At 61.1% G+C, this 13355-nt stretch carries 13 protein-coding genes and 1 pseudogene; 4 read left to right on the forward strand and 10 right to left on the reverse strand.

Annotation, left to right across the window (positions count from 1 at the left end; all coding sequences use genetic code 11):
* The 4 genes from CQ13_RS12305 to CQ13_RS12320 form a co-directional block, all read left to right on the forward strand.
* On the forward strand, window positions 1-321 hold a 321-nt coding region (locus tag CQ13_RS12305; RefSeq protein WP_197427266.1), incomplete at its 5' end, for a transposase.
* A 192-nt stretch (window positions 322-513) separates the two neighbouring features.
* The gene (locus CQ13_RS12310) at window positions 514-2004 is read left to right on the forward strand and encodes a DUF4153 domain-containing protein (protein ID WP_057843152.1); all 1491 of its coding nucleotides are present in this window, start codon (window positions 514-516) and stop codon (window positions 2002-2004) included.
* Between the two features lie 35 nt (window positions 2005-2039).
* Complete coding sequence (locus CQ13_RS12315; protein WP_057843153.1) at window positions 2040-2744, forward strand: response regulator transcription factor; 705 nt, start codon at window positions 2040-2042, stop codon at window positions 2742-2744.
* Window positions 2744-4333: an ATP-binding protein gene (locus CQ13_RS12320; RefSeq protein WP_057843509.1), complete on the forward strand. Its 1590-nt coding sequence runs from the start codon at window positions 2744-2746 to the stop codon at window positions 4331-4333. Before CQ13_RS12315 ends, CQ13_RS12320 begins: the two co-directional genes overlap by 1 nt.
* Window positions 4334-4339: 6 nt before the next feature.
* Here the strand turns inward: CQ13_RS12320 and CQ13_RS40940 are convergent.
* The 10 genes and pseudogenes from CQ13_RS40940 to urtA form a co-directional block, all read right to left on the reverse strand.
* Window positions 4340-4517: pseudogene (locus CQ13_RS40940) on the reverse strand (acetyl-CoA C-acyltransferase); the annotation flags it as partial.
* A gap of 5 nt (window positions 4518-4522) precedes the next feature.
* On the reverse strand, window positions 4523-5365 hold the full coding sequence (locus CQ13_RS12325; RefSeq protein ID WP_057843154.1) for an aldo/keto reductase: 843 nt from the start codon (window positions 5363-5365) through the stop codon (window positions 4523-4525).
* A gap of 173 nt (window positions 5366-5538) precedes the next feature.
* On the reverse strand, window positions 5539-6579 hold the full coding sequence (locus CQ13_RS12330) for an aliphatic amidase (RefSeq protein WP_057843155.1): 1041 nt from the start codon (window positions 6577-6579) through the stop codon (window positions 5539-5541).
* A gap of 43 nt (window positions 6580-6622) precedes the next feature.
* Window positions 6623-6970: an FmdB family zinc ribbon protein gene (locus CQ13_RS12335; RefSeq protein ID WP_057843156.1), complete on the reverse strand. Its 348-nt coding sequence runs from the start codon at window positions 6968-6970 to the stop codon at window positions 6623-6625.
* 91 nt (window positions 6971-7061) lie between these two features.
* Window positions 7062-8291: a formamidase gene (gene fmdA, locus CQ13_RS12340; RefSeq protein WP_057843157.1), complete on the reverse strand. Its 1230-nt coding sequence runs from the start codon at window positions 8289-8291 to the stop codon at window positions 7062-7064.
* A gap of 36 nt (window positions 8292-8327) precedes the next feature.
* The gene (urtE, locus tag CQ13_RS12345; RefSeq protein ID WP_057843158.1) at window positions 8328-9017 is read right to left on the reverse strand and encodes an urea ABC transporter ATP-binding subunit UrtE; all 690 of its coding nucleotides are present in this window, start codon (window positions 9015-9017) and stop codon (window positions 8328-8330) included.
* Between the two features lie 68 nt (window positions 9018-9085).
* Window positions 9086-9841: an urea ABC transporter ATP-binding protein UrtD gene (urtD, locus tag CQ13_RS12350; protein WP_057843159.1), complete on the reverse strand. Its 756-nt coding sequence runs from the start codon at window positions 9839-9841 to the stop codon at window positions 9086-9088.
* A gap of 10 nt (window positions 9842-9851) precedes the next feature.
* Window positions 9852-11000 carry an urea ABC transporter permease subunit UrtC gene (gene urtC, locus CQ13_RS12355; RefSeq protein ID WP_057843160.1) on the reverse strand — a complete coding sequence of 383 codons (1149 nt, stop codon included), beginning with the start codon at window positions 10998-11000 and terminating at the stop codon, window positions 9852-9854.
* A 17-nt stretch (window positions 11001-11017) separates the two neighbouring features.
* Window positions 11018-11944 (reverse strand): urea ABC transporter permease subunit UrtB, encoded by a 927-nt coding sequence (gene urtB / locus CQ13_RS12360; RefSeq protein ID WP_057843161.1) that lies wholly within the window; start codon window positions 11942-11944, stop codon window positions 11018-11020.
* A gap of 120 nt (window positions 11945-12064) precedes the next feature.
* Entirely contained in the window at window positions 12065-13324 is a 1260-nt protein-coding gene (gene urtA / locus CQ13_RS12365) for an urea ABC transporter substrate-binding protein (protein ID WP_057843162.1), read from the reverse strand.
* Between the last annotated feature and the right edge of the window lie 31 nt (window positions 13325-13355).

The following is a 13355-nucleotide window of genomic DNA, read 5'->3' on the forward strand; positions in this document are numbered from 1 at the left end:
GTGGCGGCGGATGCTGGATTTTACTCCGCCAGGAACGAAGCTGCAGCGAAAGCCAGAGGCGTCAAACGCGTCTGCATTCCCAATCGCTCGACCAAGAGCGCCGAGCGCAAGCGTGAGCAGAAAAAGCGCTGGTTCCGTAACGGTCAGAAATGGCGAACCGGATGCGAGGGACGTATCAGCGTCGTCAAACGGCGACACGGGCTCGATCGCTGCCGCTACAAGGGCAGCATCGGTATGAAACGCTGGGTCGGCCTCGGCGTCGTCGCCGACAACCTCATCAATATCGGACGCGCGATGGAAAACCAGTCACGCCAACCGTAGTCCGTCCCAACTCAATCTGGCCTCTCAAGGCCCCGCCAGCCCCTGGCGGGGCCTTGTCGTTGTCCGCGCGGTTGACCAGTCTGGTTAGAAGCGCGAATTTTGCGCCGGAAAGTAGCTAACGACGGGTGGTGGCCATGCGAGCGACCCGCGACGGCGCTGGTTTGCAATTTTCCCCTCCAGACAGGTAGCGCAATGACCGATCTCACCGCGCCGGCATCCGATGCAGGCTCCACTCAGGCGAGCCCGCTCCCGGTCAAACCCGCGATTGCCGTGGCCCTGGCGGCCCTGGCCGACCGGTTGTTCTACGGCCAACAAATTGGAATTTCTGCGGTCGTCTTTGCGCTCGCACTGGCTCTGGGCTCACTCACCGCCAATTTCGCAACGTTGAACAGAAGTCGGATACGGCTGGCCGGCGTGCTCGTGTTGGCCGGACTTGTACCGGCTATCGAGGAATTCAACGCGGCTTCTCTGGCCTTTATGATTCTGGCGCTCGGCGTTGGTCTGTTGCTAACCACCAATCTGCAAAGGTACAAGCTAAGTGAACAGGCAGGAGCGTTATGCGATCTGTTTCTGGTCGGTCCCTTCAGGTTTTTTCGGGACGCCATCGGCTTGTTCAATCTACCGGCACTGAAGACCGGTCTTACGATCTGGTTCGTTCCCGTGGCCCTCGGCGGCATCTTCGTTCTTCTGCTGGTTTCGGCTAATCCATTGCTGGAGAAGTGGATCCGCCTCATGAACCCGGGCGACGCCGCCTCTTATCTGAGCCTGGGCCGGATATTGTTCTGGGCTGTGGCGTTGTCGACCATATGGCCCTTTATCCATGTCTGGTGGCGCAGCAGGATGGCGGTTTCGTCCGCCTTGGTCGAAGCGGCGGTTCTGGACCAGGCGCCGCGATCGGACCGGATGGAGTTTTTCGGCGTCGCGACGATCCTGCGTTCGCTGGTCCTGTTCAACTTGTTGTTCGCCGTTCAAACCATCCTCGATGCGATCTATCTCTGGGGCAACGTGGCCTTGCCCGCCGATATCAGCTACGCTTCCTACGCCCATCGAGGCGCCTATCCCCTCATTGTCACGGCGCTTCTGGCGGCAGGCTTCGTTCTGGCCGCGATGAGACCAGGTGGGCCGGCCGAGCAATCGAAAGTAATCCGGCCGCTGGTCTATCTGTGGGTGGCGCAGAATGTTCTGCTGGTGATGTCGTCGATCCTGCGCCTCGATCTCTATGTCCAAATTTATCTGCTGACCTGGTGGCGCGTCGCGGCCTTCATCTGGATGGCACTGGTTGCGGTGGGCCTCGTGCTCATCGTCGCCCGCATCGTTCTGAACCACTCGAATGATTGGCTGATCCGCGCCAACCTCATCACCCTGACGGCGACCCTCTACATCTGTTCGCTGGTGAATTTCGCCGCCATCATCGCTGACTATAATGTCAGCCATAGCCGCGAAGCGGGCGGCAAAGGAGTGTGGATCGATATGAACTATCTGCTATCCCTCGGGCCGCAGGCATTGCCTGCCATCGACCGGGCCATCGCCCTTCGCGGATTCGATCCGGCTCTTGTTTCCCGCCGTAGTTGCCTTGTAGAACAGCAAGCGAAAGAGGCCGCTTCCTGGCGCTCCTGGGGTTTTCGGAGTTGGCGCCTCCAGCGTGCCCTGGAAGCCCAACCGAAGAATTCGACCACAGGTTAGTTCGACTGCAAGCCGATTGCGCCGGGGAGAGACATTTGACGCACCGCATTCTCATCGTTGACGATGACCTTCATATACGCGAGGTCATCCGTGTTGCACTAAAGAAAGCCGGAATGACCGTCTTTGAAGCACGCGACGGCAAGGAAGCGTTGACCCGCTTTGCTGCCGACAAGCCGGATCTGATCATCCTGGATATCGGCATGCCGGAATTCGACGGCCTGGACGTCTGCCGCGAAATCAGAAAAACCTCGGACGTTCCGATCCTGTTTCTCTCCGCGCGCGACGACGAGATCGATCGCGTACTGGGCCTGGAGATCGGCGGTGACGACTATGTCACCAAGCCCTTCAGCCCGCGCGAACTCGTAGCGAGGGTAAACGTCATCCTGCGCCGCATCACGTCGCGCGGGCAGGACGCAAAGGCGTCCACTGCCACGCTGTCGCAAGGCAAGTTGCTCGTCGATCCCGGCCAGCATATTGCCGAGTTTGCGGGCAAGCCGCTGCGCCTGACGGCCATCGAGTTTGGAATCCTCAGGGCATTCCTGACACGGCCAACGCTCGTTTTCAGCCGCGAGCAGATCATGAGCGCCGCCTATCAGCTCAACATCCAGGTGTCGGATCGCACCATCGACAGCCATATCCGCAATATCCGCGCCAAGCTGTCCGCCGTGAACTGCGACAATGTCATCGAAACCATTCATGGTGTCGGCTTCAAGCTCGGGCGATGCGAGCTCCAGGCATGATGCCTCGCAAAGCTGAAAAATGGCGGCCGTCGGTAGGACAGGTCATTTTTGCCGCGCTCGCAGCTGCGGCGACACTGCCGCTGGTCGGACTATTCTTCTTCCGCCTCTATGACAACCAGCTCATTCACCAAACCCAGGCCGAGCTGATCGCGCAAAGCCGGGTGCTTGCCGCGGTCTATGCGCGGGAAGTGGAAACCCGCCTTAACGCCGGCATTGCGCTCGGCGCCGAAATTCCGCCCGAGGCGCGCCTGGGCCGGGAAGACCAGCTTACGCCGATCCGCCCCGCGCTCGATCTCGCTGCCGGCGCCGACCTGCTCCGGCGGCGGCCTGACGCACTTCCGGCAAGCACTCCCGCGTCGCAACCCTATGTCGAGATCGGCTCGCGGCTGACGCCGATCATCCGAGAAACCCAGAAAGTCACGTTGGCCGGCTTCCGCATCCTCGATCCCCATGGCGTCGTGATTGCCGGCCGCGACGAGGTCGGCCAATCGCTCGCCCATATCGAGGAGATAGCCACAGCGCTCAACGGACAATACCGGGCTGCCCTGCGGATTCGCAAACCCGACAAGCCTCCTCCTCCGATCTACTCGATCAGCCGCGGCGTCGGCGTCCACGTGTTCTCGGCGATGCCTGTTGTCGTCAACAACCGTGTCGCAGGCGTGATCTATACGTCGAGAACCCCGAGCAACATCTTTGACCACCTCTATCAGGAACGCGGCAAGTTCATTCTGGCGGCACTTGCGGTTGTTTTCGCGACCATCGTTATCGGTCTGGTATTCTCCCGAACCATCACCCGCCCGATGCGCGAGCTGGTCGATCGCGCCGCGCGCATCAGCCGTGGCGATCGCGATGCATTTCGGCCCCTCGCCCATTACGGCACGCGCGAATTTGCCCAGTTGTCGCACAGCTTTCTCGACATGGCCGAACAATTGTCGCGGCGGTCGGATTACATCGCGACCTTCTCGGCGCACCTTACCCACGAATTGAAGTCGCCGCTGACATCGATCAAGGGTGCCGCCGAGCTACTGCTGGATTCCCTCCAAAGCAAGACAGACACCCTCACTCGGATGGAGCAGAAGAATTTCATATCGAACATTCTGGGGGACACCGGGCGCCTGGAAGCCATGACCCAGCGCTTGCGCGAGCTGGCGCGCGCCGAGGCCGCGCCGCAGAATGAGCAGACCGAGCTGTCGCAGGTGATTGGCGGGTTGAAGAGCCGGTTTCCGACACGCGCGATCGACGCAACGGGGTGCCTGGACCGCTCGATCGGCATGTCCGGCGAAAAGGCGCTGATCGTGCTGTCGCATCTGACCGACAACGCCATCCGTCATAACGCCAAGGCCGTGCGGCTCGAAGCGGCCGAAGAAAACGGATCCGTCAGGATGACAGTCAGCAATAATGGCGATCCGATCTCCGAAGCGAACCGGGAGAAGATCTTCGACGCTTTCTTCACCACGCGCCGCGACACCGGCGGCACGGGAATGGGACTCTCTATCGTCCAGGCTATCATGACCAGCCACGGCGGATCGATCCGGCTCCTGCCGTCCGACAACGGCGTCGCGTTCGAACTGCTGTTTCCGGCCGCCTGAAGTCCGTCAGACGCGCTCGATGATGGTACCCGCGCCATGCCGCCAGCGGCACACATCGTCACCAGCCCGCGCTTGAGGTCGCGCCGCTCCAGCTCGTCGAGCACGATGCGATCAGGATCGAGCCGGTTGCACCGATGGGATGACCGAGCGCGATCGAGCCGCCGTTGACGTTGACCTTCTCACGGGAGACTACAGCATCGGCAACCCCCGCGGCTTGGGGCCGCGCGGAAAAGCCTTGTCGAGCGCGGCAATCTCGACCTCGCTCAACTTCAAGTCCCCCGCCCGCGCATTCTCGGCCGCGTGTTCCGCGCTGGAGGCTTTCGGAATCGCGAGCACCGACTTCGTGCGCGTGAGAAACGCCAGCGCGATCTGGCGCGGGGTCGCCTTATGTGCATCGGCAATCGCCTGCAGCACCTCGCCGCCCTTGCTGCGCGGCGATGGAAAATCATTGTGGCCGAACGGCGAATAGGCGACGATGGCGACGCCGTGCCTCTCGCACCAGGGGATCACAGCGTGCTCGATCGCGCGCTCCTGCAGATGATAGAGCACCTGGTTGCAGGCGATCTTGCCCTCCCCTGCGATATCGACGAGTTCGTCGAGATCATCTGAATCAAAATTGCTGACGCCCCAGGAACGGATCTTTCCGCTCGCCACCAGCTCCTCGAACGCCGCCACCGTCTCCTCGAACGGATAGGAACCGCGCCAGTGCAGCAGGTAGCAGTCTAGATAATCGGCCTTCAGCCGCTTCAGCGAGCGCTCGCAGGCGGTGATGGTGCCGCGGCGCGAGGCGTTGCTCGGCAACACCTTTGAGACCAGGAAGAGCATTTCCCGCGGCAGCTCCGCGATCGCGTCGGCGATCACCGGCTCAGCATCGCCATACATCTCGGCGGTGTCGAGATGGGTCATACCGGTTTCGATGCCACGGCGCAGCGCAGCGATGGCCGCCGTGCGGTCGCCGCGGTCGAGATACCAGGTGCCCTGGCCGATCACGGAGACGTCGGGGCCGTTGGTGCCAAATTTTCTTTTTTGCAAGGTTGCCTCGTTCGTCCAAAGTCGCGGGGGCGACCTTAGCCGAATGACGCGACGATGTCGCGAACAGATCGTAGTGTGGGCAAAGGCGCAAAGCGCCGTGCCCACCATCTATCCGCATGATCATCGCGATGGTGGGCGCGCCGCGCTTTGCCCCCTACGAAGCTACGAAGCCCTCAATAATTACTCGCCGTCGCCTCATTCGGAATCCCCTCGATCGGACATTCGTCGGTGCCGACGGTCGAACGCGTCATCGCCTCCACCATCTCACGCGTCCCTTCGGGGTCCGCGATCCATTTCGCATAGAAATCGTAGGGGCAGGCCGCGACGCCGCGCGCGCCTTCGCCGGAATTGATCATGCCGGTATAGCCGCGGTGCAGCAGCTTGAATAGATGGTTCTGCGACTGGCCGTTGCGGCGCGCGTCGCGGATCAGGCTCTTCGACAATCCCGCGTACTGAATGCCGTATTCCTCCTCGCCGGTTTCGCCGAGCGTGCGGCCATCGAAGCCGATGATCGCGGAGTGACCGAAATAGGAGTAGACGCCGTCAAAGCCTGCAGCGTTGGCAACCGCGACATAGACATTGTTGGCCCAGGCCATCGCCTTGGAAATCAGGATCTGCTGTTCCTTGGCGGGATACATGTAGCCTTGGCAGCGCACGATCAGCTCGGCGCCCTTCATGGCGCAGTCGCGCCAGATCTCCGGAAAGTTGCCGTCGTCGCAGATGATCAGGCTGATCTTCAGGCCCTTGGGGCCTTCGGAAACATAGGTGCAATTTCCGGGGTACCAGCCTTCGATCGGTACCCACGGCATGATCTTGCGATATTTCTGGACGATCTCGCCCTTGTCGTTCATCAGGATCAAGGTGTTGTACGGCGCCTTGTGCGGGTGCTCCTCGTGGCGCTCGCCGGTCAGCGAGAACACGCCCCAGACTTTTGCCTTGCGGCACGCTTCGGCGAAGATCTCAGTCTCATCACCCGGGACCTGCGAGGCGGTCTCGTACATCTCCTTGGAGTCGTACATGATGCCGTGGGTGGAATACTCCGGGAAGATCACGAGATCCATGCCCGGCAGGCCGAGCTTCATGCCGACGATCATGTCGGCGATCTTGCGGGCGTTGTCGAGCACCTCGGCCTTGGTATGCAGACGCGGCATTTTGTAATTGACGACGGCGACGCCGACCGTGTCGTTGCTGGAGGAAATGTCACCATGGAGCATTGGGATCGCCTCTTGTTCTGGTTTGAGTTCGGTGGATCGAGCCTCAGTGGCTGATCATCCAGGGGCGCGCGGTTGGAAAGCCCTTGGCGCCGCCTCTGGTCTTGGTCATGAGCCGGGCCGGCTTCTTCTTGCCGGTTGAACAGCAGCCACAGCCGGGACCATGCGAAGCCTTGTATTCCGCGACCGTCTTCGGCGCATGGGCGCTGCGCTCGTTAGTGGCGATCGCCTTGCGCTTTTCTGATGGCATGCAGAAGAACGCCGGTGCGGTCAGGATCACGCGCGGCGATTCATTTTCGCAATTCGGACAGTCCTGCGGGTCGTCGCATTCGGCCATCGGCCGCATATCCGTGAACGGGCCGCAATCGTTGCAGAGATATTCGTAGACTGGCATCTGGTTTCCTCGCGATGTTTCCTTGTAGGTCCGCGACGGATGCGGGGCGGCGTGACACGCGGCGCCGTTCCGCACCCTTCTCGCGCGGGAATCACTTGTCCGGCGAGATCGGCATCTGGATGTCGCCCTTGATGTGTTTGAGCGGTCCGGCGGACGACGGCATGATGTCGAAGTCGAATATCTCGGTCGGCAGCCACAGTGTGGCGCAAGCGTTCGGCACGTCGACGACGCCTGAGATGTGGCCCTGGCACGGCGCAGTGCCGAGGATCGAATAGGCCTGCGCGCCGGAATAGCCGAACTTCTTAAGGTACTCGATCGCGTTCAGACACGCCTGGCGATAGGCGATGTGGACGTCGAGGTAATGCTGCTTGCCGGCCTCGTCGACCGAGATGCCCTCGAAGATCAGATAATCCTTGTAGTTCGGCGTGATCGGCGATGGCTTGAACACGGGATTCTTGATGCCGTATTTGGCGACGCCATCCTTGATAACATCGACCTTCAGATGCAGCCAGCCGGCCATTTCGATCGCGCCGCAGAAAGTGATCTCACCGTCGCCCTGGCTGAAGTGCAAATCGCCCATCGAGAGCCCCCCGCCCGGCACATAGACCGGGAAAAAGATCTTCGAGCCGCGCGACAGATCCTTGATGTCGCAATTGCCGCCATGCTCGCGTGGCGGCACGGTGCGGGCGCCTTCGGCACCGACCTTGGCTTTGGCATCGCCCTTGGCGCGGCCGGCATGCGCGGTCGCGGCGAACGGCGGATTGGCAAGGCCCGGCACGCGCGTCGGATTGGTCGCGATCAGCGCAGTCTCGCGCTCGTTCCAGGTCGCCAGCAATTTCGGATCGGGCAGACAACCGATCAGGCCGGGATGGATTAAGCCAGCAAAATTTACGCCAGGCACGTGGCGCGACGAGGTGTAGAGACCCTTGATGTCCCAGATTGATTTCTGCGCCAGCGGGAAATGGTCGGTAAGGAAGCCGCCGCCGTTCTGCTTGGAGAAGAAGCCGTTGAAACCCCACAGGCTTTCCTTCAACGGACCGACATCGAGCAGGTCGACCACGAGCAGATCGCCGGGCTCGGCGCCTTTGACGCCGATCGGGCCGGACAGGAAGTGCACGATCGAGAGGTCGATGTCGCGCACGTCATCGGCGGAATCGTTGTTCTTGATGAAACCGCCGGTCCAGTCATAGGTCTCGATGATGAAATCGTCGCCCGGATTGACCCACGCCACGATTGGAATATCGGGATGCCAGCGGTTGTGGATCATGTCGTTATCGTAGGCCGATTTCGAAAGATCGACCTTGATCAGTGTCTCTGGCATCGATAGCTCCCCTTTTAGACAGCACGGTTTGCGGGTTTACACGGACAGGAATTTCGAGACTTGCGCGGCATCGACGCTGTCGCGCGGCTCGTCGCGGACGATCTCCCCGTTCTCGATGACCAGCACGCGGTCGGCGATGTCGAGCGCGAAGCTCAACACCTGTTCGGAGACCACGATCGACAGGCCGCGCTCGTCGCGAATGCGCTTCAGGGTGCGCGCCATGTCCTTGATGATCGACGGCTGGATGCCCTCGGTCGGCTCGTCCAGCAGCAGCACTTTTGGTTTGGTGGCGAGCGCGCGGGCGATCGCGAGCTGCTGCTGCTGTCCGCCCGAGAGATTGCCGCCGCGCCGGCCTTTCATCTCCAGCAATACCGGGAACAATTCGTAGATGTCCTCGGGCACCTCCGAGCCGCCCGATACCACGAGACCGGTCTCGATGTTCTCCTTCACCGTCATGGTGGAAAAGATCATGCGGCCCTGCGGCACGTAGGCAAGGCCCTTGGCGACGCGCTCGTAGCTCGGCAGCGCGCTGAGCTCGGCGCCTGCCATGCTCACCGATCCGCTCTTGGTCGGTACGATGCCCATCAGCGACTTCATCAACGTGGTCTTGCCCATGCCGTTGCGGCCCATGATCGCGACGATCTCGTTGGGTGCGACCGAGACGTTGAGGCCGTGCAGCACTTCGCTCTGGCCGTAGGCAACGTGAAGATCCGAAATAGCCAGCATGGGCGCGCTCCTTATTTCTTGCACATGATCTTGTCCGGAAACCGGACGCCACTTTCCGGGATCATGCGCTAATGTCCGAGGTAAACTTCGATCACCTTCGGATCGTTCTTGACCTTCTCCATCGTGCCCTCCGACAGGATCTGACCCTGGTGCAGGACCGTGACCTTGTGGGCGATGTCCTCGACGAATTTCATGTCGTGCTCGATGACGAGCACCGAGCGATCCTTTATGATACGGTTCAGGAGTTCGGCGGTCTTCGCACGCTCGCTGACGCTCATGCCGGCGACGGGCTCGTCGAGCATCAGAAGTTCCGGATCCTGGATCAGCAGCATGCCGATCTCGAGCCATTGCTTCTGGCCGTGGCTGAGTTGATCGGCATAAGTGTCGAGACGATCCTTCAGGAAGATCATCTCGGCGACTTCCTCGATGCGCTGCTTGACAGCATCATCGCGCTGGAAGGCGAGCGAGCCGAACACGGTGCGGCCGCGCGGATAGGAAATCTCTAGGTTCTCGAACACGGTCAGATCCTCGAACACCGACGGGGTCTGGAACTTGCGCCCCACGCCGGTCTGCACGATCTGGTTCTCCTTCAGCTTCGTCAGCTCCTTGCCGCGAAACTGGATCGAGCCTGAAGTCGCCTTGGTCTTTCCGCAGATCAGGTCGAGCACCGTGGTCTTGCCAGCGCCGTTGGGGCCGATGATGACGCGGATCTCGTTCTCCTCGACATAGAAGGAAAGATTGTTCACCGCCTTGAAGCCGTCGAAGGAAACCGTGAGGGCTTCGACCGCGAGCAGGAAGGGTTTGGGCTGGTGACCGATGAGCATGCTTGCCTCCTCATTCTGCCGGTGCGCCGTCGGCGACCGAATTGCCGGCCCACGGGCTGCCCGACTTTGATTTGCGCAATGCGAGCAGCCGGTCGATGCGCGGCTGAACGTAATCAGCCCAGATTCCCGACAGGCCGTTCGGGAAGGCAAGGACGACCGCGATGAACAACGCGCCGAGGCCGAACAGCCAGAGCTGCGGGAAAGATTCCGAAAGGCCGGTCTTGGCAAAATTGACCAGCAGCGCCCCCCACACCGCGCCGAAGATCGACATCCGCCCGCCGACCGCGGTATAGATCACCATTTCGATCGAAGGCACGATGCCGACAAAGGACGGCGACATGAAACCGACATTGAGCGCAAACATGGCGCCCCCTATCGCGGCGAATATCGCAGCCATACAGAAGGCAAAGATCTTGAAGTTGGCGACGCTGTAGCCGGAGAAGCGGACGCGATCTTCCTGTTCACGCATCGCCACGAGGATGCGGCCAAGCTTTGTCAGCCTGATGAATTGCGCGATGAAGATGCAGCCGAACAGCAGGAACACTTCAAAGAAGTAGAGGATGATCTTGGCGTGGTCCGGCCTGATGTCCCATCCCTTCAGCGTACGCAGATCGGTCATGCCGTTGATGCCGCCGGTGTAGCCCTGCTGCCCGACGATCAGAATGGTCAGGATGGCAGCGACGGCCTGGGTGATGATCGCAAAATAGGTGCCGCCGACGCGGCGCTTGAACATTGCGGTGCCTATGATCAGAGCGAAGAGGCCTGGGACCAGGATGATGGCGAGAACGGTGAAGGTGAGACTGTGGAACGGCTGCCAGAACAGGGGCAGCGCGGTGATCTGGTTCCAGTCCATGAAATCCGGGATACCGGGCGTGGACTGGATCTTGGTGTTCTCGACGCTGGATGCTTCCAGCTTGAGGAACATCGCCATGCAGTAGCCGCCGAGGCCGAAGAACACGCCCTGCCCCAGGCTCAGGATGCCGCCATATCCCCAACACAGCACGAGGCCGATCGCAACAAAGGCGTAGGTCAGATATTTCGCGACCAGGTTGAGACGGAAGACATCCAACGACAGGGGCAGGATCACGACCAGGACCAGGGCCAGCGCAACGAAGCCAATGAGCTCGGATCGATTGAAGAAGCGCGAGGTGATGATCATGACCGTGCCTGCTTTCGTTATTTGCGGACCTTGAGGGCGAACAGACCCTGCGGCCGCAGCATCAGAATTCCGACGACGGCGAGAAGCGTGAGCACCTTGGCCATCGAGCCCGACGTGAAGAACTCCAGCGTCGACTGGGTCTGCGAGATCGAGAAGGCGGAAGCGATGGTGCCGAGCAGGCTGGCTGCGCCGCCGAACACGACCACCAGGAAGGTGTCGACGATGTAGAGCTGGCCCGACGTCGGTCCGGTCGAACCGATCATGGTGAACGCGCTTCCGGCTACGCCGGCGATGCCGCAGCCGAGTCCGAAGGTGTATCGATCGACCTTTTCAGTATTGATGCCGACAGCGCCGGCCATGATCCGGTTCTGCACGACCGCGCGGACCTGCCGTCCCCAGCGCGACTTGTAAATGACGTAAGCGACCGCGCACGTGATCGAAACGGTGAGACCCATCACGAAGATACCGTTGATCGGCACCTCGATGCTGTCGGTCACCTTGAGCGAACCCAGCATCCACTGCGGCAGCTCGACGCCGACCTCGCGCGCGCCGAAGACGGAGCGATAGGCCTGCTGCAGTATGAGGCTGAGGCCCCATGTGGCGAGCAGCGTGTCGAGCGGGCGCTTGTAAAGATGACGTATCAGCCCCCACTCCACCAGCATTCCGAGCGCGCCGGAGGCGAGGAAGGCCAGCATCATCGCGAGAAAGAAATAGCCACTGAAAAGGCCTGGCAGATAGCTCTGGAACAGATTCGACGTCATCCAGGTGACGTAGGCCCCCAAGATCATGAACTCGCCATGCGCCATGTTGATGACGCCCATCTGGCCGAAGATGATGGCAAGGCCGAGCGCCATCAGCACGTAGACGGAGAACAGGATCAGGCCCGCAAAGCCCTGCATGACGAAGATCGAGCCCAGCTCGCCAATCGAATAGTCGCCGAACATCTGACTTCTCCGCCGGAGGAAGGTCCCGCGTCGCGAGAGAATTCGCGACGCGGGGTCGTGAAGCGCGGATTGACGGTCCACGCCAGGGAGCGGTTGGAAAGTTGCGGGAAGGCTCCGCGCTTATTGGTAGCCCTTCGGGAACGGATCGGGCTCGATCAGGTCCGCGGTCTCGAAGATCAGCTCGAACTGACCATCGAGCTTGGCGCGCCCGACTCGGGTCTTCGACCAGAGGTGATGGTTTTCGTGGATGCGCACGTAGCCTTCAGGCGCTTCCTTGAATTCCACGCCGGGCGAAGCGGCTGCGATCTTGTCGACGTCGAAGCTACCGGCCTTCTCGCAGGTCAGCTTCCACAGCCACGGGCCGAGATAGCCGGCCTGCGTCACGTCGCCGATCACGGTCTTCTCGCCCCACATCTTCTTGAAGGCGGGAACGAACGTCTTGTTGTTGGCATTGTCGAGCGACTGGAAGTACTTCATGCAGGCATAGGCGCCCGCGATGTTCTCGCCGCCGATGCCGTCGATTTCATCTTCGGTCACCGAGATCGTCAACAGCGCCTGCTTCGACAGGTCGACGCCGGCCGCCTTGAGCTGCTTGTAGAACGCGACATTCGAGCCGCCGACCACGTCGGTGAAGATGACGTCGGGCTTGGTCAGCTTGATCTTGTTGATCACCGAGTTGAACTGGGTGCTGCCGAGCGCGTAATATTCCTCGCCGACGACCTTGCCCTTCAATACGTTCTCGACGTGCTTGCGCGCGATCTTGTTCGAGGTGCGCGGCCAGATGTAATCCGAGCCGATGAAGAAGAACGATTTGGCGCCCTTCTCCTTGGCGATCCAGTTCAGGCCGGCGAGGATCTGCTGGGTCGCCTCCTGGCCGGTGTAAATGACGTTCTTGGACTGCTCGAGACCTTCGTAGAAGGTCGGATAGTAGAGCATGCCGTTGTACTGCTCGACGACCGGCAGCACTGCCTTGCGCGATGCCGAGGTCCAGCAACCCATGATCGCTGCGACCTTGTCGTTGACGAGAAGCTTCTTGGCCTTTTCCGCAAAGGTCGGCCAGTCGCTGGCGCCGTCTTCCTGGATGAACTTGATCTTGCGCCCAAGCACGCCACCGGCGGCGTTGATCTGTTCGATCGCGAGCTTTTCGGCCTGGATCGAGCCCGTCTCCGAGATCGCCATGGTGCCGGTGGCCGAGTGCAGGATGCCGACGGTGACCTCCGTATCGGTGACCGCGAGCCCCGTGGTGTTGACGGTGGCGGTTGCGGGACCTGCCCCGAATGAGGGCCGAGGAAGAATCGAAACGAGCGGCAGCGCCGCCGCGCCCATCAGCAGTTTGCGGCGAAGCGGAGACTGCAGACCCTTGTTTGGTTCGTCTGACATGAGCACCCCATTTTTTGTTCGAGAACGCTTA

Source organism: Bradyrhizobium retamae (assembly GCF_001440415.1).
In the GTDB taxonomy this organism is placed as follows: domain Bacteria; phylum Pseudomonadota; class Alphaproteobacteria; order Rhizobiales; family Xanthobacteraceae; genus Bradyrhizobium; species Bradyrhizobium retamae.